Genomic DNA, 22,743 nt, shown 5'->3' with positions numbered 1-22,743 from the left:
AGTACGGTCTCTGCAACCTCAGCTCTTGCCTTCTGTCCTTCGCCCAACGCATGAAAATATACACCAAAACCGGCGACCAAGGCCTCACGTCCCTAATTGGCGGCACCCGCGTACCCAAATCCAGCCTGCGCATCGAGTGCTACGGCACCGTCGACGAGCTTAACTCCTACATCGGTTTGGTGCGCGACCAGGAGGTAAACCATTCCCGCCGCGACCTGCTGAAGGAAATTCAGGACCGGCTTTTCACCATGGGCGCAGCCCTAGCCTCCGACCCGGAAAAGTCGAAGATGAAAATTCCGGATTTGCACGATGAGGACATCCTGTTGCTGGAGCGGGAAATGGACCGCATGAATGAAGACCTGCCCGAGCTGCGGGTGTTTATTCTGCCCGGTGGCCACCCCTCCGTTTCCTACGCCCACGTGGCCCGCTGCGTGTGCCGCCGCGCCGAGCGGCTGGTCATTGCCCTGCGCGAAGACTCTTTCGTGGCCGACCTCGTCGTTATGTACCTGAACCGTCTATCGGATTATCTTTTTGTGCTCAGCCGGCAAATGGCGCACGAATTAGGTGCCGAAGAAGTTACCTGGAAACCGCGCCTCTCCTAGGCACGTTTCAGGAAATACCGTTTTCCTACCCGCTCTTCTCCCACTCTCCCACTATCCTGCATTATGCTCGACACTCTCACTATTCGGACCCAGCGTACCTCGGCCTCTCGCCTGCAGCAGCTGGATCCTGACCGCCTCGAATTCGGCAAGGTATTTTCCGACCACATGTTTGTTGTCGACTATCAGGATGGCGAATGGCAGGAGCCCCAGATTGTGCCCTACGGCGACATGGCCGTGAGTCCCGCCAACTCGGCTCTGCACTACGGGCAGGCCATTTTTGAGGGCATGAAAGCCTATAAGAACCCCCAGGGTGACATTGCCCTGTTCCGCCCCTACGATAATCTGAACCGCCTGAACCTGTCGGCTGAACGTATGTGCATGCCCTCGATTCCGGAGGAGCTGTTTATGCAGGGCCTGTCTCAGCTGATTCGCCTCGATGCCAACTGGGTGCCCGATGCCCCCGGCAGTGCCCTCTACATCCGCCCCTTCATGTTTGCCACCGACGGTTTCATCGGGGTGCGGCCTTCCGACAGCTACCGCTTCATGATTTTCACCTGCCCCGTAGGCTTGTACTATAACAAGCCGCTGCGGGTGCGTTTCGAAGAGAAGTTTGTGCGCTCGGCAGAAGGTGGGGCTGGCTACGCCAAAGCAGCCGGCAACTACGGCGCCGCCATGTGGCCCACCAAGCTGGCCCAGCAGGAAGGCTACCACCAGCTGCTCTGGACTGATTCCTCGGCCCACCAGTTTATTGAAGAATCGGGCACGATGAACGTTATGTTCGTCATCGATGGTAAAGTCATTACCCCTGCGTTGAGCACGTCGATTCTGGACGGAATTACGCGCAAAAGCGTACTGCAGGTAGCCCTGGACCTGGGCCTTACGGTTGAGGAGCGCAAGGTGTCGGCTACGGAAATCATGGCGGCGCAAGCCGATGGCACGCTGCAGGAGGCCTTCGGTGTAGGCACTGCCGCTACTATTGCGCCCATTGCTACCATTGGCTTCCAAGGCAAGGACTACGAACTGCCCACCCCGACTGTCAACTCCTTTTCCCACAAGGCCAGCGCAATGCTCAGTGCCATCCGGACCGGCGAAGCTGCCGATACCCACCAGTGGATGGTACAGGTATAGTCCTGTTTCTTCTACGCAAAATAACGGCGCCTGCTCTGGATATTTTATCCGGAGCAGGCGTTTTGCATTACCTACCTTTGCCACTTACCCATTTTTTCATTCAATCTTTTTTTCCCATGACCCAAGACCAGGTTAAGGAATTGAAGGGCCGCGTTGAGGCCTTGAGGAGGTACCTTTGACTACGATACCCGCAAAGCGCAAGTCGTAGAAACCGAGAAGCAGACCGCCGCCCCCGACTTTTGGAACGACTCCAAGAAAGCGGAGACGATTCTGAAGGAGATAAAAACCATAAAAGTTTGGACTGATGACTTCGAGGCGGTTGAAAGCGCCGTTGGAGAAGTAGAAGTCCTGTTTGACTTCTACCGGGAAGGCGACGTAACGGAAGCCGAAATCCAGCAGGAGTTTGACTCAGCCCAGAAGCTGGTGGAGCAGTTGGAGTTCAAGCGCATGCTCTCCGATGAGGAAGACCAGCTTTCCGCCATTATCGACATCAACCCCGGCGCGGGTGGTACCGAAAGCCAGGACTGGGCCGAGATGCTGATGCGCATGTACATCATGTGGGGCGAAAAGCACGGCTTTACGGTGCGGCAGCTCAGCTACCAGCCCGGTGAGGGCGCAGGCATTAAGTCGGCCTCCCTGGAAATCACGGGCGACTTTGCCTACGGCTACCTGAAAAGTGAGATTGGTGTGCACCGCCTGGTGCGCATGTCGCCTTTCGACAGCAGCGGACGGCGCCACACGTCTTTTGCGTCCGTTTTTGCCTATCCGGTAGTCGATGATACTATCAACATCCTGATTAACCCGGCGGATATTACCTGGGACACGTACCGGGCCGGTGGCGCAGGCGGTCAGAACGTGAACAAAGTCGAAACCGCGGTTCGCCTAACCCACGCTCCCTCAGGTATCATCATTGCCGTGCAGATTGAACGCTCGCAGCTCATGAACAAGGAGCATGCCCTGCGCATGCTGAAGTCGCGGCTCTACCAGGTAGAGATGGATAAGCGCAACGCTGAGCGCGATAAAATCGAGGCGGGCAAGAAGCGAATCGACTTTGGCTCCCAGATTCGCAACTATGTGCTGCACCCTTACAAGCTCATCAAAGACCTCCGCACCGGCATTGAGCGTACCGATGTGCAAGCCGTACTCGATGGTGACTTGGACGAGTACATCAAGGGGTACTTAATGCAGAACTAGGGAAAGTTATATATTAGAATAAATTTATTCCATAAACACCCCTGTTTCATGCCCCATCCTGCAGGCAAAATGCCTATATTTAGGATGGGGCGTGTGCAGGTCGGGCACTTATACTGAGACAGATATGAGGAAATAGTGCCGGAGATAATGAAAAAGCGTGGCAGCAGCAGGCCTTCCCTATGTTTCCTAAAAGTTGCTAAATGGGGTTTTTACCTCTATACTTGCCCTATTCGCCCACTTTCCTAACTTCTTTCTTCACCTTTTCACTCACCAAACTAACTATCCAATGAAAAAACTCTTATTTATGGTCATCCTGCTGATGACTAGCCTGTTGCAGCAGGCCATCGCGCAGGACCGGACCATTTCAGGAAGGGTTACTGACCGTGCGAACGGGCAGGGTTTACCTGGGGTTACCGTCATCGTAAAGGGCACCACTGTGGGTGCTTCAACCGGTGCTGACGGTTCCTACTCGCTCAGCGTTCCGGCTACGGCTACCACACTCTCGTTCACCTCAATCGGCTACGTAGCAGTTGACCGTCCTATCGGTACCTCTACCACGATTGACGTGGGTTTGAACACGGACACCAAGCAGCTCGGCGAAGTAGTCGTGACGGCTCTGGGCCGTGAGGAGCAGAAAAAGAGCCTTGGCTACTCCGTACAGGACGTAAAAGGCGCTGAACTGACCCAGGCTCGTGAAACCAACGTGGTTAACTCGCTGACTGGTAAGGTTGCCGGTGTTCAGATTTCGAACAGCTCCGGTACTCCTGGTAGCTCGTCGCGTATTCTGATCCGCGGTGCGAAATCTATTCAAAACAATAACCAGCCGCTGTTCGTAATTGACGGTCAGCCAATCGACAACTCTAACTTCACCAACGCAGTAGGCACTTCGCCCGGCAGCGGCGGCGTTGACTATGGTAACGGTGCCTCGGACATCAACCCCGACGACATCGAGTCGATGACGGTACTGAAAGGTGCCAACGCAGCAGCTCTGTACGGTACCCGCGGTGTAAACGGCGTGGTAGTTATCACGACCAAAAGCGGCCGTAAGTCGCGCGGTATTGGTATCAGCGTCAACAGCACCACTTCGTTTGAAACGCCTCTTGTTATCCCCAAATTCCAGGATCAGTACGGCCAGGGCTACGGTAGCTTTGAGTACGTAGATGGTGCCGGTGGCGGCGACGGTGACAACGTGGATGAAAGCTGGGGTCCTAAATTGGACGGCCGTCTGATTCCCCAATACAACTCGCCTGTTGTAAATGGCGTGCGTGTACCAACTCCTTGGGTTAGCCCAGGTAAAGACAACGTGCGCAACTTCTTCGAGACCGGCCGTACGCTGACCAACAACGTAGCTCTCTCGGGTGGCAATGACAAAGCTGGTATCCGCGTATCGTTTACGAACCTGGACCAGAAAGGCATTCTGCCCAACACGTTCCTGAAGCGTAACACGGTGAACGTAAATGGTGGTGTCGACATCACCAACAAGTTCAAGCTGAGCACCAACATCAACTATTCCAACACGCGCGGCCGTCGCCCAAGCCAGGGCTACGACGAGCTGAACGTAATGCAGCAGCTCTACACGTGGTTCGGTCGTCAGGTGAAGCTTTCTGACCTGAAAGACATCTACGAGCAGGGTGGCCGCGAAGGCAGCCGGAACTACAACTGGATTCAGGTGTATTCGAGCAACCCATACTATATCCTGAACGAGTGCACCAACGACGACGAGCGTGACCGTGTTATCGGCAACCTGACGTTGACTTACGCCCTCACCGACTGGCTGAACCTGACGGCTCGTACCACGAACGACATTTACAACCAGTTCAACCAGCGCCGCGTGGCTCCTGAGTCGCGCGACAACGCCATCCAAGACGACTACACGGAAGAGCGTATCTTCGTACTAGAGCGCAACACCGAGTTCCTGGCTACGGTAAACCGTAACCTGACGGAGGACATCAACATTGATGGCCTGATCGGTGCTAACCGTCGTGACAACCGTCAGAACCGTAACGTAGTGGCAGCTCCTGAGCTGGCTGTACCAGGCCTGTACTCATTGGGCAACGCCGGTGCTCCCTTGGTAACCGGCAACAACTTCGGTTCGAGCAACGACAACAATGCCAACGTCCTGAACCCAGTAACCGAAAACCGGATCAATTCGATCTACGGTTCGGCTCGTTTGGGCTATAAGAACTTCGCATTCCTGGGTATTACCGCCCGTAATGACTGGACCTCTACTCTGCCTGCCAACAACCGCTCGTTCTTCTACCCTTCGGTAGATGCTTCGCTGGTTCTGACCGAAGCTTTGGGCATCACCGAATCGGTCTTGTCGTTTGCTAAGGTTCGTGGTGGCTATGCTCAAGTTGGCAACGACACCAACCCTTACCAGCTGGAGGCTATCTACCCCGGCCGTACACCTTTCGGCAGCAACGCTCAGCAGACCTACTTCAACACGCTCTTCACTCCAGACCTGAAGCCTGAGCGCACAAACTCGGTAGAGGCTGGTTTCGAAGTACGCTTCCTGCAAGATCGTATTGGTCTGGATGTAACGGCTTATCAGTCGACGACGACTGACCAAATCCTGAACGTGCCCGTTTCTGGATCGACTGGCTACCTTTTCAAAGTGTTGAACGCTGGTGAAGTATCCAACAAGGGTGTTGAAGCCATCCTGAACATTGCTCCCCTGCCCGCTACCAGCGCCTTCCAGTGGAACATTACGACCAACTTCGCTGCTAACCGCAACAAAGTGGTGAAGTTCGATGACGAAGGTCAGATCAAAAACCTGATCCTGGGTGCTTCCGGCTTTGGCGTAAACATCGAAGCTCGTATTGGTGAGAAATACGGTGTAATCTTCGCTGAAGACTTCCTGCGTGCTCCCGATGGCCAGATCATCTATGATGGGGGCTTGCCAGTAGGTGATCCTAACCGTAAGATCCTGGGTTCTTACACGCCCGACTGGGTAGGTGGTATCACCAACCGCTTCGGCTTCAAAGGCGTTGATTTCAGCTTTACCATTGATACCCGTCAGGGTGGTCAGCTGCAAAGCGAAACCAACATGTGGGGCAACTACACCGGCTCGCTGGCCAATACCATTTATGGTCGTGAAACCGGCATCATTGGCGAAGGCGTAATGCTGGCTCCCGATGGCGTATCCTACATCAAAAACGATGTACCCGTATCGGCTCAGGATTACTACGGCGGCTACTACTATGGCTTCAACGGCTTGGTTCGTTCCAGCAGCGTGTACGACGCATCGTTCGTGAAACTGCGTGAAGTTCGTCTGGGCTATCAACTGCCCAAGTCCATCGTAGACAAAACTTTCCTGAAAGGCATTGGTGTTTCGGCCGTTGGTCGTAACCTGTGGCTGATCAGCTCGAAAGTTCCCGGTATCGATCCGGAAACTTCTTTCAATAGTGGTAACGTTCAGGGCCTGGAATCCACTCAGATTCCTTCGGTTCGTAGCTACGGCTTCAACATCAACCTGACCCTGTAATCATTGGTGCTGCTCCTTCGGGAGCAGCCCATCCTACCCTCTCTTTACTCACTATGTTGTCCAAATACAATAAAATCGCACTAATGCTGCCGCTGGCCCTGGGCCTTGGCGCATGCGAAAAAGGGTTTGATGAACTCAACACCAACCCGAATAACCCTCTGACGGTTAGCCCCGAAACGCTGCTGACAGGCGCTGAAACGGCTACTGCCTTTCGTCTGTTTGACGTACCGGTGAACATGGACGGCGGTTTGCTGATTGCTCAGCACTGGGCCAAGTCGCAGTACACCACTGAAGACCGGTATGGCTTCCGTGCTACTTCTTATCAGAGCATCTGGGACGGTTTCTATACCGGTACTGCTGCTCTGCCTGGTGGTCTGAAGGACTTCAACGAATTGCTCCGCATCGGCAAGGAAACCAACAACCCGAACATGCAGGCAGTTGCGATGATAATGCGCAGCTACTACTTCTCTGTGTTGACGGATGTCTTTGGTGAAATTCCTTACACGGATGCGCTGAAGCTTTCGAACGAAGTAAACATTATCACTCCTAAGTACGACACGCAGGAAACGGTTTACACCGGCATTCTAGCCGAGCTGAAGCAGGCTACTGCTTTACTTAAGACCAAGAGCCCTCTGCCCGTAGGTGGTGACGTGATGTACGGCGGTAACATGACGAGATGGGAGAAATTCTCCAACTCGCTGCGTCTGCGTCTAGCCATGCGGATCTACGATGTGAAACCGGACTTGTCTAGAACGGAAGTAGCAGATGTGCTGAACGGTACGAACCTGCTGATGACCAGCAATGCCGATAACGCACAGATTGTGTTCCTGGGTGCTCAGCCCAACACCAACCCAATCTTTGAAAACCGTCTGACCCGTGACGACCACCGCATCAGCCAGTCGATGACGTCGGTGCTGAGCCGGCGGAATGACCCTCGTTTGCCCATCTATGCAAACCCGGCTGAGTGCGGCGCGGGTGGCACCGCTCCTGACTCTACGGGTCTGTACCGGGGTGTGAAGAACGGCTTGGCTAACCCCGTTAACTCACGTGGTCCGCTATGCAGCATGTCGAAAGTAGGCGACTACTTTACTCGCCCCGATGCCCCAGGCGTATTGATGACCTATGCTGAAGTATTGTTCTTCACTGCCGAAGCCCGTGCCCGCCAGATTCCTGGTGTAACAGGTAGCGCTGAGGAAGCTTACAACAATGCTATTCGCGCCTCTATGGCCCAGTATGGCATCGTTGATGCTACTGCCGTTGATGCTTACTTGGCCCAGCCTCTGGTAAAGTATAACAGCACCAGCTTGGAGGCGCAGAAGCAGAGCATCGGTACCCAAAAGTGGATTGCTCTGTACGGTCAAGGCGTTGAAGCTTGGTCGGAACTGCGTCGTTTGGACTACCCTTTCCTGAGCTTGGCCGCAGCACCTCAGGGAGCAGCCGGTGGTAAGCTCCCCGTGCGTTTCGCCTATCCAGCAAACGAACAGTCGCTGAACCAAGAGAATTACAAAGTGGCCGTAGGTCGTCAGGGTGCTGATGTGATCCGCACGCGTCTGTGGTGGGATGTTAAGAACTAGTTTCTAACAAAACACTCTTGTAAGAAAAGCCTCCCATTGCATAATGGGAGGCTTTTTTGTGTTACACCGAAAAATTTCTCGGTATCTTAGAGGAATGAACCACCCCCTTTCTCAGGTTTTTCGACCCGTGAAGCGCCTCTTTTCCTCTTGCCTGGTTAGCCTGCCAGCGCGAGTTTTCTCCCTCGCCTTTCTTTACGCTTTAGTTGCCGCCCAGCCCGGTGCCGCCCAGCAGAAAAAAGCGGTTACTTACTCCGAGCACATTGCTCCCATCCTGGCTACCAACTGCGTTTCCTGCCATAAGCCCAACGGAGCCGGGCCATTTTCGCTGCTGACCTACCCGGATGTAGCACGCCGCGCCAAGACCATTCAGCGCGTAACCGAGTCCCGCTACATGCCGCCGTGGAAGGCAGACCCGCACTACGTGTCCTTTGGCAATGAGCGACGACTAACCGAAGAGCAGATTGCCCTCATCAAGAGCTGGGTAGAGGCTGGTGCCCCCCAGGGCGCCGACCGTAAGCCCAAGAAGGCCGAGCTACGCAGCCAAGCCCCGCTGGGCCAGCCCGACCTGGTACTGCGTCCGAAAGAAGCATTCCGCATCAAGGGCGACGGGAATGAGAACTTTGTCATGTTCAAGATTCCGTTTGAGCTCCCGACGGCCCAGCCCATCCGGGCCATTGAGTTTGTGGCCAACAACCGCCGCCTGCTGCATCATGCCAACTATGCCGTGCAGAGCGTAGGGCCGGAGGTAGACATCTACAAGGGCAACGACTTGGTTATTTCCGACCAGTTCCTGACCAACATGCAGGAGTTTAAACCGCTCATGCAGGAAGTAGCCTACTACGGCGGCTGGATACCGGGCAGCACCACCCAGGAATTTCCGAGCGGAGTCGGGTTTACCATGCCCAAGCGCGGAGTGATTCTACTCACGGTACACTACGGGCCCTCAGCGGTAGACACCACCGACTGGTCGAGCGTGAACATCTACTTTGCCAAGGCCCCGATCAAGCGGGAAATCAAGGCCCTGAGCATTGGCTCAGCGGGCGTCGGTGAAATCACTCCGCCCCTGGTTATTCCGGCCGACAGCATCAAAAAGTTTCGGGTAAACCTGAAGCTGGCGCAGGATATTTCCCTGCTGTATGTGTGGCCCCACATGCACTTGCTGGGCAAGTCTTTTAAAGCCTGGGCCACCACCGCGGAGGGAAAACAGATTAACTTGGTGAGCATCCCAGACTGGGATTTCCGCTGGCAGGAAGCCTACCGGTTCCGGCAGCTGCAGCACCTACCAAAGGGCGCCGTCATCACCGTGGAGGGCGAGTACGACAACTCGGCAGCCAACCCAAACAACCCCTTCTCTCCCCCGCGGCGCGTTATTTCTCAGGATCTGATGGAAACCCGCAGTGAAATGCTCAACCTCATTATTCTGTTTCTGCCCTACCAGGCCGGCGACGAAGCAAAAATATTGTAGCCGCTGCCCGCCGTGCCGTGTGGAATTCAACCAGGGATGGCATCATGCTTATGTGGCTCCAAACCCACTCCCCCGTTGAGCTATATAGCGCTTTTCATAGGAGTAGCTGATCCAAAAAATATGTTTTACTTTTAGCAATTAAACCTTTCATCACACCTCGCATTTTTTCCATTTTTCACTCCACCTCTTTCATGAAAAAACTCTTACTGATGAGTTTATTCCTGTCATTGACCCTGATTGGGAGCGCTTGGGCGCAGAATCGGGCAATCTCGGGACGAGTACTCGACGTCACGACCAATGATGGCTTACCAGGTGTAAGCGTTCTGGTAAAAGGAACCAGTATCGGCACTGCTACCAATGCCGAGGGCACCTATACTCTATCGGTTCCGGCCGATGCAACTACCCTTGTATTCAAGCAACTGGGCTACGCTTCACAGGAGCGGGCCATCACCAACAGCAACACGATTGATGTTTCGCTGGCCGTTAATACCGAGCAGCTGAACGAAGTAGTGGTAACGGCGCTGGGTATTTCCCGCGAAAAGCGGGCCCTGGGTTATGCCGTGGCCGACATTTCTGCCGACCAGCTCGTGCAGAAATCTGAGCCGGACGCTATTCGCGCGCTGGCCGGCAAGGTTACGGGTGTGAACGTAACCAGCGCCAGCAGCACTCCCGGTGGCTCTACCAAAATCATTATCCGGGGTAACAACTCCCTGACTGGTACCAACGGTCCGCTGTTCGTGGTAGATGGTGTGCCCTACGACAACAGCCAGTTCGACTCCGACAACGTTCTGGTAGAAGGCACGAGCTATTCCAACCGCGCTGTCGATATCGACCCCAACAACATTGAGTCGCAGACCATTCTGAAAGGTGCCGCTGCGGCTGCCCTTTACGGCTCGCGCGCTGCCGGTGGCGTTATCATCATTACCACCAAAACGGGCAGCCGTGCTCGTGGTGCCAAAGGCATTCAGCTGGGCTATAGCACTTCCTACTCCCTGGAGACGGTAGCCGGCTTGCCCGAATACCAGAACTCGTATGGTACTGGTGCCAACTTCGTTGGTCCGTTCCTGACCAACGGCTCCTGGGGTCCACGCTTCGGCAGCCCACAGGCTCCCGCAACGATTGCTCATCCCCAGGCCGGCAACCCGAACTTCCCCAACATTCCGGCTGACGCTACCATCCCGTACCAGGCCGCTCCCAACAACGTAAAAGACTTCTTCAATACGGGCCGCCTGTATGAGAACTCCATTACGCTGAGCGGCAACAGCGACAACGCCAAGTTCACGGCCGTTGTGTCGCGTTCCGACAACAAGGGTATCATCCCGAACTCTTCGTTCGTGCGCAACAACATCAGCGCCGGTGGCTCAGGCACCTACAACAAGTTCACCATTGGTGGCAACGTAGCCTATACCAACTCGGATCAGCGCGGCCCCCTGACCGGTGGTAGCAGCGCCCAGGGCGGCAACTCGGCCCTGTCCCGCCTGCTGTTCATGCCTCGTAACCTGGATCTGCAGAACCTGCCCAACACGGACCCCATCACCAACGGTTCGGTATTCGGCTGGCTGTCGACCCAGGCTGACAACCCTATCTGGTCGACGGAGAACAATTCCTACACTTCGCGGGCTGACCGGGTCGTGAGCAGCATCACGGGTAGCTACGCCTTCAAAGAATGGCTGACGCTGAGCTACATCGGTGGTGTAAACACGTGGACCGATTCCCGCCGCTCGACTATTCGCCCCGGCAACACGGGTAAATATGACACCGGTCGTATCGTGGAGGACAAACTCCAGAACACCGAATTGGAACAGACCGTAACGCTGACTTTCGACAAAAACCTGACGGAAGACATCGGCCTGCGGGTGTTGGTGGGCAACCAGATCAACCAGCGCCAGTTTGAAGCTGCTTCTTTCCTGGGTACCGGTATCGTAATCTTCGGTATCGACAACCTGGGCAACACGACTGCCGTGCAGCCTTACGGTCCGCAGTTCTCGAAGCGTCGCCTGATGGGTTTCATGGGTGAAGTAGGGGTGAGCTACAAAGACTGGGCTTACCTGAACGCCACCGCTCGTCGTGATGCTTCGTCTACGCTGAATAAAGACGGTATCCTTGGCAACACGGGCCGCGGCTTTTTCTACCCCAGCGTAAGCGGCTCCCTGATTTTCACGGAAGCCCTGGGCCTGGACTACTCCTGGCTTTCTTCCGGTAAAGTTCGGGCTGGCTATGCCCGTGTAGGCAAAGACGCCAGCCCCTACGATGCCGGTCTGACCACGTACCTGAACAACCCCCGCTACGGCAACAACGTTGGCACGACAGACTTCCCTTTCAACGGCGTACCAGCCCTGGCGCTGAGCGGCTCGATTGGCAACCCTGGCCTGACGCCCGAATTCACGAGCGAACTGGAATTTGGTACCGATCTGAACTTCTTTAAGAACCGGATTACCGTCAGTGCTTCCTACTACGATAAGCGCACGACCAACCAGATTGGACCAGTTACGCTGCCTTCGGCGACGGGCTACGGCGTACTGCTGACCAACTTCGGCGAAATCTCCAACAAAGGCGTGGAACTGGCGGCTACGGTAGTACCAGTAGACACCCGTGGTTTCCGCTGGTCGAGCACCTTCAACTTCACGCACAACAAGAACATCGTGGAGAGCCTGACCGATGGCCTGGACCTGTTGGTTATTGACCAGGGCTTCGGCTCGGGTCTGGTGCAGCCTATCCTGCAGCCCGGTCAGCCCTACGGTGCCCTCTACGGCTCGAACGTGGACCGCGACGAGCAGGGCAACGTGCTGGTGGACCCCACCACCGGCCGCATGATTCCCGCCCTGGACCCCAAGATTATCGGTAACCCTAACCCTCAGTTCCTGATGGGTTTCATCAACCAGTTCACCTACAAGGGTCTGACCCTGAACACGCTGATTGACTACCGCAAAGGCGGCAGCATCTACTCCACGACCCTGCAATCAGAGCTGGGGCGCGGTGTAACGCGCGACACGGAAGACCGGGAGCAGCTGTTCGTAATCAAAGGTGTACAAGGTGACCCCAACACGCACCAGCCCATCCGCGACGGTAATGGCAACACCATTCCGAACAACACGGCTATTTCGTTGAACGATTACTACTTCGGAACAGGTTCTGCAGGTATCGGCGGGGCCGCCGAGCAGTCCATTTACGATGCTACCACCGTTCGTCTGCGGGAAATTACCCTGGGCTACGACTTGCCTAAGTCGTTGCTGGGCAAGACTCCCTTCGGCCTGGTTAACATCTCGGTATCAGGTCGTAACCTGTGGTGGTATTCGCCTAACATTCCGAAGTACACCAACTTCGACCCCGAGACCAGCACGTTCAACTCTGGTTCAAACGTGCAGGGCATCGAGTATACCAACTCGCCTTCCGTTCGCCGCTACGGCATCAACCTGCGGGTTAACTTCTAGTCTTGACCTTCTTGCTTTCTTCTTATATGAATTTACGTAAAGGTACCGCTGCCCTGGCTCTACTGAGCTTGTTGGCCGCTACGCCGGGTTGCAAAGATTTCTACGACATCAACGTCGACCCCCTGAACCCCACCTCGGCCCGGCTGCAGGAAATCCTGCCGGCTACCCAAGGCTCCATGAGCGTTTACCTGGGCCTGAGCGCCCTAGGCCTGAGCCAGTCGACTTCCACGCTGGTAAACCAACTGGCCAGCACCCGCGACGTAGGCTCCTACTCACCCGATGGCAGCTCGTTTAGCAACCAGTGGGCTGGTCTGTACTCCGACTGCCTGGTTAACAACGAGCAGGTCATTACCCAAGGCACAGCCTCCCAAAACTGGGATTACGTAGGCATTGCCCAAATTCAGAAGGCGTTTGTCTTCAGCCAGATGGTGGACGTGTGGGGCGACATTCCCTACTCCGAAGCCCTACAGGGCGCTGCTAACCGGGCTCCCCGGTTCGACAAGGACTCCGAAATCTATAAGAGCCTGCTGGGCCTTATCGACGCGGGCCTAGACAACCTGGCCAAACCCAGCAACTCCCCTGGCCTGGCAACGTCGGACCTGATTTATGGCGGCAACAAGACCAAGTGGGCACGCCTGGGCCGGACGCTGAAGCTGAAGCTCTACAACCAGATTCGTCTGAACCCGGAGCCGGTATTGGGTGCTACCAGCCTCAATGCGAAGGTTACGGAAGTATTGGGCCAGGACCTGATGACGACGAATGCCGACGACTACGAGTTCCGCTACAACCAGTCGACGACGCCGGAAAACCGTAACCTGGGCTTCATTGCCGACTACGTTACGTCGAGCCGAGAAAACCTGATTGGCCGTTTCTTCTACGTCGACATGATGTTGGCCAACGCCGACAACGGAGGTAAAGACGACCCGCGTCTGCGTTACTATTTCTACAACCAGGTAGCCAATAGCAACCCCCAGGCGGTAGCTGACTTCCAGCTGGGCCGGTTTATCACGGTGCTCCTGGGCAGCTTTGGTCCTAACCAAAACCAGAACAACTCGACCATCCGCACCCTGCCCGGCTTGTACCCAGTAGGTGGCAAGTACGACAACGGCACTGGTGGGGTAGCCGACGGCAACTCGGGTAAAGGTATCGTGGCCCAGCGCTTCCTTACCTACGCCAGCCGCCGGTTCACGGAAGCCGAGGCTCGCCTGACGATTCTGAACAACCCGACCGAAGCTGGTACTGCTCTGCGTGACGGTATGCAGGCTGCCTTCGATAAGGTAAATGCCATTGCTTCCACAGATGGCAGCCCAACGATTCCAGCTACTGGCCCTGCCACGGGTCCGCAGACTATCGAAGGCTACATTACGGCCGTTATGGCCCGCTACAACGCCGAGAATGCTGCCGGTAAGCTCCGCATTATCATGCAGGAGAAGTATAAGGCTGGCTTTGGCTTTGGCGAGGACATCTACACCGACTACCGCCGCACCGGCTACCCAGCCATTACGCTGCCCGGCAGCCCGAGTGAGCCCAACACCCGCCTGACCGGCGGTTACCCCCTGCGTTTGCCTTACCGCCAGGACGACCTGACGGCCAACCCGAATGCGCCAAAGCAGGTGAACGTATTTACAGACCGGATTTTCTGGGATATCAACTGAGTTTGCTCTTCCATTTAAAATCAAAACTCTGACTTCCATGAAAAAAATAGTTTTCGGCTTGTTTTTGCTGGTTGCCTCCGGAGCAGGACTTACTTCCTGCAAAGAAGAAAGCAATATGCCAGCACCCGCTGTAGAAAGCGTACCAGCCATTTTCCCCCAGGTGAATCCGGCAAAAAGTTTCTTTGACCTGAATTCGTCCAAGGCCGCTACCAGCTCTAACCCAACCCGTCCGGTATTTGAATTTACCATCGACCTAGGCAAAGAGCGTGACCTGAAAGTTGAGCGCGTTGAAGTATTCAAAAGCTACCGCCGGGGTGCCGTTGTAAGCCCACGCGTAAAGGCTGGCGACTACAGCTCGTTTCCGGCAACCGTCTCCATTAATAGCAAGGATGCCTTGCAGGGATTGAGCCGTCTATCGGGTACTACCCTGGTGCCGGTGATTCCAGCGGCTGGCCCGGATGCTTTCAATAACCTGGTACTGGCAAACGACGCCATTGTCTTCACCTTCGATCTTATCGTTGAAGGCGGACGCCGCATCGTTTTGGCTCCTACTAACGCTGCTGGTTCCCCCACTGGTACGCAGATTCTGGCGCCTTACGCGGCTATTGCGGTATTCCGCAACCCGTAATTCGGCAGATCAGCCTATTATTCAGAAGTGCTGGTACCTGTTAGGTGCCAGCACTTTTTATTTTTCCCTTTTTTAGCCGATGTAGTATTTTCTATTTTAAATAGATTAATTCCTGCATTCCATTCATACAGCCTATAAAAACAGCTATTTCATATAAATACCTTCATATACTCTAATTCTCTAAGAGACTTTTTAATCTTCAGGTTTATGAAAAAAAAGCTGACAGAAAATTTAGTTTCGATTAACTGTGAGTATTTTTAAGAGGTAAAAGCGGTTCTCTCGCCCCGCTTATATTCTAACCCAAACTTTTTTCTGCATGAAAAAAATTCTATTCATGAGTTTACTACTCATGTTCACCCTGTTACAGCAGGTAACTGCCCAGAACCGGAACATATCCGGTCGGGTTACGGACCGTCAGTCGGGCGAAGGCCTGCCAGGCGTTACTGTTCTGCTTAAAGGCACCACCAACGGTGTGTCCACGAACTCGGATGGCACCTACACCTTGAGCGTTCCACCAGCCGGTGGTACCCTAGTATTTAGCTCTATCGGCTTCATTCAGACCGAGCGGGCGATTGGTACGGAAGATCAACTCAACATCGGCTTGGCCGTTGACAGCAAGCAGTTGAGCGAAGTAGTAGTAACCGGTTACGGCACGCAGGAACGCCGCGACGTAACGGGCTCTATCTCCTCCGTACAAGGCGAAGCCATTGCCAACCTAGCATCTCCCAGCTTTGCCCAGCAATTGGCTGGTCGGGCTGCCGGTGTGCAGGTTTCTACGCCTTCGGGTCTGTTGGGCCAGCAGCCCCGCATCCTGATTCGTGGTACCAACTCGATTTCGTCGAACACCTTCCCACTCGTAGTAGTAGATGGTGTGCCGATTATCACGGGCAACCAGAGCTCGAGCGGTACTCCGAACAACCCTTTGGCTGACATCAACCCCTCCGACATCGAGTCGTACGAAGTGCTGAAAGACGGTTCGTCTACGGCTATCTACGGTTCGCGCGCTGCCAACGGTGTAATTCTGATTACGACCAAAAAAGGCAAGTTGGGCAAAGCCCGTATCAGCTACGACACCTACCTGGGTGTAGCCGAAACGCTGAAGCGCTACGAAGTGCTGAACGCCGACCAGTTCGTTACCATTAAGAACGAAATGCTGGTGAACGCCAAAGCAGCTCCCGCCGCTTTCCCGTATGAGGCCAACGGCCAGAAGGCTGACACCGATTGGCAGGATCTGGTTTTCCGTCAGGGCTTCCAGCAAAACCACGCTCTGTCGGTAGCTGGTGCTAACGAGAAAACGAGCTACTACTTCTCGGTGGGTTACACCGACCAGCAAGGTGTCGTAAAGACCAACAGCATTCAGCGCGCGACTTTCCGTGCCAACGTAGACCAGGAAGTAAAGAAATGGTTCCGCGTAGGCACCAGCCTGGGTCTCACTCGCACCGTGAACAACGGTCTGAACACGGGTGCCAACAGCTTGTCGGGTAACGTATCGAGCGCTCTGTCGCTGTTCCCGAACGTTCCAGCTCGCAACCCCGATGGCACTCCTTACATCACCGCCAACGGCGCGGCTTTGGGCAGCGGCAGCAACAAGCTGGGCATTGCCAACAACCTGCCTAACCTGCTGTTCCCCCTGGAGAACAACGTCTTCCGGGCTACCAACTACCGTATCCTGGGCAACGTGTATGGTGAAATCGAGCCTATCACGGGCCTGACCCTGCGCACCCAGTACGGTACTGACTTCTTCCTCAACGACGACTTCAACTACTACGATCCTCGCCACGGCGACGGCCGTGGTGTAGCCGGTCTGGTATACCAGTCGTTCGCGCCTACTTTCCGTTGGAACTGGCAGAACACGTTGAGCTACAACAAAACGCTGGCTGACATTCACAAAATCTCGTTTGTGGGTGGTGTAGAACTGCAGAAGACCAAGTCGACCTCGTTCTTCGGTCAGGCAACTGGTCTGGCTGACCGTTTCTTCGGTCCAGAAAACCTTGTATCCGGCACCTATTCTACCCCCACTGTTGGTGGTACGATCAACGAGCGTGGCTTCCAGTCGTTCTTCGGCCGTGTAAACTACTCGTTGAAAGACCGCTACCTGTTGAGCGCCAGCGTACGTCGCGATGCTATTTCTCAGCTTCCCGAAGCTACGCGTGATGGTATCTTCCCCGGCGGCTCGATCGGCTGGCGCGTTTCGGAAGAGCCCTTCTTCAAAGGCCTGGGCCTCGGCTTCTGGAACGACCTCAAACTGCGTGCTAGCTACGCAGTAGTAGGTAACGTTGAACTGGGTGATGCTTACCCCTACGCCAGCTTGTATGGTGCCGGTAAGTATGGCGCACAGAACGGTATTGGCTACAACATCAACGGCCAGTTCGGCAACTACAACCTGAAGTGGGAATCGTCGAACAAGAAGGACGTAGGTCTGGACCTGGGCTTCCTGGACGGCCGTATCGGCGTAACCGCTGACTACTACCGCAACGACGTGGACGGCCTGGTACAGTTCGTACAGCTGCCCCTGTCGCTGGGTGTTCCCGGCAACGGCTACTATGCTAACATCGGTGCGCTGCGCAACCAAGGTTTCGAACTTAGCCTGACCACGCAGAACATCGTGAAGGAAGACTTCACCTGGAGCACCAGCTTCAACTTCGCGACCAACAAAAACCGTGTTCTTGAAACCAACAACAACGAAGACATCCTGTCGAACTACAACGTTACCCGCGTAGGGGAGTCAATTGGCTCTATCTACGGCTACGAGTATGCGGGCGTGAACCCTGCTAACGGCTACCCAATCTACAAGAAGCAGGATGCTGCTGGCACACTGGTACAGGGCTTCATTGATGTGAACGACCCCCGTTCGGGCAAATACTTCCTGTATGACCCCAACAACCCTAATGCTGCACTCGTACTGCGCGACCCCAACGATGCAAGCAAGGCAAATAACGAGTCGTCGCTGAGCCCCACCACAGATAAGAAGGTTCTGGGCAACTCGAACCCCACCTATTTCGGCGGTCTAACCAACACATTGACCTACAAAGGTTTCGACTTCGAAATCTTCGCTCGTTTCTCGGGTGGCAACAAGATCATGAACGTGTCGCGTCAGCAGTTGCTGCGTCAGGAGTTCCTGAACAACGGCACCGAGATTCTGGACCGTTGGACTGCTCCTGGCCAGAACACGGACGTTCCGAAACTGGTATACCTGAACTCGGACTTCATCAACCAGAACAACTCGGCCAACACGCGCTTTGTTGAGAAAGGCGACTTCATCCGTCTGCAGAACATCACCCTGGGCTACACGCTGCCCCAGAGCCTGATCGGCAGAACGGGTCTGAGCCGCATTCGTGTCTACGTTCAAGCACAAAACATTGCAACCATCACCAACTACAGTGGTGTTGACCCCGAGGTAAACCAGAACACGGGTCAGGCACTGCTAGGCAACACGCAGGCTGGTATTGACTTCAATGCCAACCCACAGCAGCGCGTTATCACGGGTGGCTTGAACGTTAACTTTTAATTGAACCGAGTCCATGAGCAATACCTTATTTTCTAAATTCCTTCCTTACAACGTGCGGGTAGCTTCGCTTGTAGCAGTGTTGGCCTTCGGTGCCGCCAGCTGCAACGAAATTACCGACCTGGAGCCCAAGACGGCCGTAGCTGAAGAAGTTGTCTACAGCTCGCCTGAGAAGGTAAACCTGGCCGTAACGGGTGTGTACAACGCGGCTCAGTCGGGCTTCTACGACCCACTGAACGGTACTGGTCTGGCGGTACGGGGGTATCCCTTCGGCGCGGCCGCCAACGAGTTCGGTGACGTTCGCGGTGAAGACGTAGTAGACATGGCCGGCTTCTTCGGCATTGTGTACGCCAACACGCAGCAGCCCAACAGCCCCAACATCCACAACATGTGGGCGACGCTGTACGCGATGATCAACCAGGCCAACACAACCATCGCCGGCGTACGGACTGCGCAGACTTCGGGCGTAATTCCCGCTGCTGACGCCGTAATCTTCGAAGGCGAGCTTCGCTTCCTGCGGGCCCTGGCGTACCATGAGCTGCTGGTTCACTTCGCTAAGCCCTACACCGCCGGCAACGGTGCTAACCCTGGCGTCCCATACCGTGACTTTGCCATCAACACGATTGAGGCTGCTACCCGGGCCAAAACCCAGGGCCGCAACACGGTAAAGGAAGTGTACGACAAAATGCTGGAGGACTTGGTATACGCTGAGACCAACTTGCCTGCTACCCGCAGTGGCACCCTGAAGGTAACGCGCGTTACGAAAGGAGCTGCCATTGCTCTGAAGCAGCGTCTGAACCTGCACATGGGTAACTGGGATGCCGCTGTTACGGAAGGTAACAAGATCGTTTCGGCTACGTTCACCAGCCCAATCGGTGGCTATGCGCTGACGCCTTCCGCTGATGCTGCTTTCGTAGGTAACGCCGTTACGAACGAGGCTATCTTCTCGGTAGAGAACAGCGCTGACGACAACCCAGGCGTGAACGGCGCCCTGCCGAACATGTATGGCTCGCCAGCAGCTACTCCTCCCGCCGGTATCGGCGGACGTGGTCTGATTGCCATCAGCCCGGTTCTGTACAACGCTCCGTTCTGGACTTGCACTGACCGTCGTCGCACTCAGTTGCTGCAGTTTGACGGCACGCGTTACTTCACCTACAAATACAAGGATGCCAAGAACAACACGGACTGGGCTCCTATTATTCGATACTCGGAAGTAATTCTGAACCAAGCTGAGGCTGAAGCCCGCAAAGGCAACACGGCCCGCGCTCTGGCGCTGCTGAATGCTGTGCGTAACCGTTCGGTCGCCGCAGCTGACGTCTATGCTACTGCTCCTGCCGACCTGGTTCAGGCCATCCTGAACGAGCGTCGCATTGAGCTGGTGGCTGAAGGCTTCCGTTGGGATGACATCCACCGCCTGTCGGCGGATGCTCAGTATGCTACCCGCACGACGCCTACCGGCACTGTTGCCGGTCTGCCCAGCAAGATTACCAGCGCTGGCTCTATTGCCGCCAACTATGCTTGCAACGGCACCGGTGTTACGCTGAACCGCAGCGTAACGGGTATTCCTGCAACCGATGGTCGCTTCCTGTGGCCTATCCCGGCGGTGGAAATTGCCAACAACCCTACGCTGGCCCGCCAGCAGAATCCTGGCTACAACTAAGCTGTAGCTAGTCACAGAAAAAGGCCCCAACCGATTGGTTGGGGCCTTTTTTTATGCTGTCCTATGAGATATCAGCCAGGCGTAGCACTACCGCCTCGTCCGGGCGCCCACTCTTCTGTAGCCACTGTACTATCCGGGCAGCTACCTGTTCGGCCGCAGCCAGACTGCCCTGCTGATGGTACTCATGGAAACGCGCTGCTTCGCTGAAGCTGTTGGGCTCGGCGGCGCGGATGTGCTCCTGCATACCCGTATCGATTACGCCGGGCGAAAGGCTGTGAATGCGGACTCCTGAGCCGCGCAGCAGCTGCTCCTTGTGGGCGGTAGCCGTCAGGGCCTCCAGAGCCGCTTTGGAGGCGCAGTACGCCGCCCAGCCATCGACGGGGCGCTGGGCGGCCCCACTACTGATATTGAGCAGCGTGCGCGGCATGCTTAGGCCGGAATAGGCGCTCAGGAAGGTGTTCATCAGCATAGCCGGCGCTACCAGATTCACATCGAACACGAAATTGTAGTGCTCGTTGGTCTGCTCGCCCACGTACCCAATGTCGCCGACCACCGCGGCATTGTTGATGAGCGTAACGCTGGCGGCATCCGTCCAGCGCGGAAACACCTTGTGCAGGTTGTTTTCCACCGCGGCAATGTCTGACAGGTCCAGGGGCTGGTGGAAGTAGCGGGGGTGCTCGATGGTAGCATGGCGCGACACGCCAACCACCGTGGTGCCCGGCTGACGCAGAATAGCTTCCGCCAACGCTTTGCCCAGGCCACGGCTGGCCCCCGTGATGATATAGTAGTGCATGTAGTGAACTGATAAGAGGGTGAAACGAGAAATGCCGCTTAACGGTGGCAGGCCTCCCGGTACGGTTACGTAGGGGAACCTGCTACCGTTAAGCGGCACGCAGCAGCTCACTTAGCTTGGTAGCTTACAGAATGTACTGGCTCAGGTCGCGGTTGCGCACCATGTCGCGCAGCCGCTCTTCTACCAACTCACGCGTAATCTGGATATGCGCGTGGGCACCAATAACATCCGGCACATCGAAAAGAATGTCGTTCAGCAGGCGGCTCATAACGGTGTGCAGACGGCGCGCCCCAATATTCTCAACCTCGGAGTTTACCTCAAACGCAATTTCGGCCAGTCGTTCCAGGGCTTCGTCGTCGAAGCAAAGCTCGACCTCTTCTGCTTTCAGCAAGGCTTCGTACTGCTTGGTAAGCGCGTTTTTGGGGTCTTTCAGAATGCGGTAGAAATCTTCCTTGGTTAGGCTCAGCAGCTCCACCCGAATCGGAAAGCGGCCCTGTAGCTCCGGAATCAGGTCGCTGGGCTTGGCGACGTGGAAGGCCCCGGCGGCAATAAACAGGATGTGGTCGGTGTGGATGATGCCGTACTTGGTGCTCACGGCGCTGCCTTCCACAATAGGCAGCAGGTCACGCTGTACGCCTTCCCGGCTCACGTCGGGGCCGCCTCCCCCACCCTTGCCAGCACGGCTGGCGACTTTGTCAATTTCGTCGATAAAGATGATACCCGCGTTTTCGGCCTGCCGGATGGCTTCGTCCTTCACCTCATCCATGTCGATGAGCTTGGCGGCTTCTTCCTCCAGCAGAATCTTGCGGGCCTCGGCAATGGTTACTTTCCGCTTGCGCGTTTTCTTGGGTATCATGCTGCCCAGCATGTCCTGCAGGCCCGAGAGTGAGGCCTCATCCAGGCCCGCCGGGCCGCCTACTACGCCGATACCGGGTGAGCTGTGCTGCTGCACCTGAATGTCAATCTTACGATCTTCCAACTCGCCATTGCGGATTTTGAGGCGGAACTTCTCCCGGGTGCGCTCATTCAGCTCGTAGTCCGAATCGGGCATGCCGGTGGCTTCGTTGCCAAAGCCCAGGGAAGGCTTGGGCACCGTGACGCCGCTGCCAGTGACGGGCGGAATCAGGGCGTCGAGGATGATGTCTTCCACGGCCTGGGCGGCCCGGCTTTTCACTTCCTCCTTGCGACGCTGCTTCACCATGTTCACCGACTGCTCGACCAGGTCGCGCACCATGCTTTCCACGTCGCGGCCTACGTAGCCGACTTCCGTAAATTTGGAGGCTTCCACCTTCGTGAACGGAGCGCCGGCAATGCTGGCCAAGCGGCGGGCAATTTCCGTTTTACCTACGCCCGTCGAGCCGATCATCAGAATGTTGTTGGGCACGATTTCGCGCTGCATATCGAAGGGCGCGTGCAGGCGGCGCCACCGGTTGCGCAGGGCAATGGCCACATGGCGCTTGGCATCGTGCTGGCCGATGATGTACTTATCGAGCTCGGCCACAATCTGGGCCGGGGTGAGAAAGGTGTCCGAATCTAGCATAGGTGGAGAGAATGGCAGGCTAGTAAAAAAGTAGCGCAGCTCCCATTACCAGGAACTGCGGCTAAAGGTTGGCAGAAAACCGGC

13 protein-coding genes are annotated in these 22,743 nt (G+C 55.7%); 11 read left to right on the top strand and 2 right to left on the bottom strand.

The window, feature by feature from the left end; all coding sequences use genetic code 11:
• Window positions 1–50: 50 nt before the first annotated feature.
• From LGH70_RS11260 to LGH70_RS11210, 11 genes are all read left to right on the top strand, one after another.
• Entirely contained in the window at window positions 51–602 is a 552-nt protein-coding gene (locus LGH70_RS11260) for a cob(I)yrinic acid a,c-diamide adenosyltransferase (protein WP_226185583.1), read from the top strand.
• 63 nt (window positions 603–665) lie between these two features.
• Window positions 666–1,730 carry a branched-chain amino acid aminotransferase gene (locus LGH70_RS11255; protein ID WP_226185582.1) on the top strand — a complete coding sequence of 355 codons (1,065 nt, stop codon included), beginning with the start codon at window positions 666–668 and terminating at the stop codon, window positions 1,728–1,730.
• A 116-nt stretch (window positions 1,731–1,846) separates the two neighbouring features.
• Window positions 1,847–2,924, top strand: a protein-coding gene (gene prfB / locus LGH70_RS11250) for a peptide chain release factor 2 (protein WP_226185580.1) whose coding sequence is annotated in 2 segments (ribosomal slippage) — window positions 1,847–1,897 and window positions 1,899–2,924 — 1,077 coding nt in all. Because the reading frame shifts where the segments join, the coding sequence is not laid out codon by codon here.
• A gap of 286 nt (window positions 2,925–3,210) precedes the next feature.
• On the top strand, window positions 3,211–6,408 hold the full coding sequence (locus LGH70_RS11245) for a SusC/RagA family TonB-linked outer membrane protein (RefSeq protein ID WP_226185578.1): 3,198 nt from the start codon (window positions 3,211–3,213) through the stop codon (window positions 6,406–6,408).
• Window positions 6,409–6,461: 53 nt separating this feature from the next.
• Window positions 6,462–7,982: a SusD/RagB family nutrient-binding outer membrane lipoprotein gene (locus LGH70_RS11240; protein WP_226185576.1), complete on the top strand. Its 1,521-nt coding sequence runs from the start codon at window positions 6,462–6,464 to the stop codon at window positions 7,980–7,982.
• A 94-nt stretch (window positions 7,983–8,076) separates the two neighbouring features.
• Window positions 8,077–9,447 (top strand): cytochrome c, encoded by a 1,371-nt coding sequence (locus tag LGH70_RS11235; RefSeq protein WP_226185574.1) that lies wholly within the window; start codon window positions 8,077–8,079, stop codon window positions 9,445–9,447.
• A gap of 191 nt (window positions 9,448–9,638) precedes the next feature.
• Window positions 9,639–12,878 carry a SusC/RagA family TonB-linked outer membrane protein gene (locus LGH70_RS11230; RefSeq protein WP_226185572.1) on the top strand — a complete coding sequence of 1,080 codons (3,240 nt, stop codon included), beginning with the start codon at window positions 9,639–9,641 and terminating at the stop codon, window positions 12,876–12,878.
• A gap of 26 nt (window positions 12,879–12,904) precedes the next feature.
• Window positions 12,905–14,533, top strand: a complete 1,629-nt coding sequence (locus LGH70_RS11225) for a SusD/RagB family nutrient-binding outer membrane lipoprotein (RefSeq protein WP_226185569.1) — start codon at window positions 12,905–12,907, stop codon at window positions 14,531–14,533.
• Between the two features lie 37 nt (window positions 14,534–14,570).
• Window positions 14,571–15,161, top strand: a complete 591-nt coding sequence (locus tag LGH70_RS11220) for a hypothetical protein (RefSeq protein ID WP_226185568.1) — start codon at window positions 14,571–14,573, stop codon at window positions 15,159–15,161.
• Window positions 15,162–15,477: 316 nt separating this feature from the next.
• Complete coding sequence (locus LGH70_RS11215) at window positions 15,478–18,669, top strand: SusC/RagA family TonB-linked outer membrane protein (RefSeq protein ID WP_226185567.1); 3,192 nt, start codon at window positions 15,478–15,480, stop codon at window positions 18,667–18,669.
• A 13-nt stretch (window positions 18,670–18,682) separates the two neighbouring features.
• A complete protein-coding gene (locus tag LGH70_RS11210; RefSeq protein ID WP_226185566.1) occupies window positions 18,683–20,326 on the top strand; it encodes a RagB/SusD family nutrient uptake outer membrane protein in 1,644 nt (547 codons plus the stop codon).
• A 61-nt stretch (window positions 20,327–20,387) separates the two neighbouring features.
• Here the strand turns inward: LGH70_RS11210 and LGH70_RS11205 are convergent, their stop codons facing one another.
• Window positions 20,388–21,119 (bottom strand): SDR family NAD(P)-dependent oxidoreductase, encoded by a 732-nt coding sequence (locus LGH70_RS11205; RefSeq protein ID WP_226185565.1) that lies wholly within the window; start codon window positions 21,117–21,119, stop codon window positions 20,388–20,390.
• 124 nt (window positions 21,120–21,243) lie between these two features.
• Window positions 21,244–22,659, bottom strand: coding sequence for an ATP-dependent protease ATPase subunit HslU (gene hslU / locus LGH70_RS11200; protein WP_226185564.1), 1,416 nt, complete (start codon window positions 22,657–22,659; stop codon window positions 21,244–21,246).
• Window positions 22,660–22,743 lie beyond the last annotated feature (84 nt).

The organism is Hymenobacter nitidus (assembly GCF_020447315.1).
GTDB classification, from domain to species: Bacteria; Bacteroidota; Bacteroidia; order Cytophagales; family Hymenobacteraceae; genus Hymenobacter; species Hymenobacter nitidus.
The sequence above is the reverse complement of the archived record's forward strand: the minus strand, read 5'-3'. Positions and strand labels throughout refer to the sequence as shown.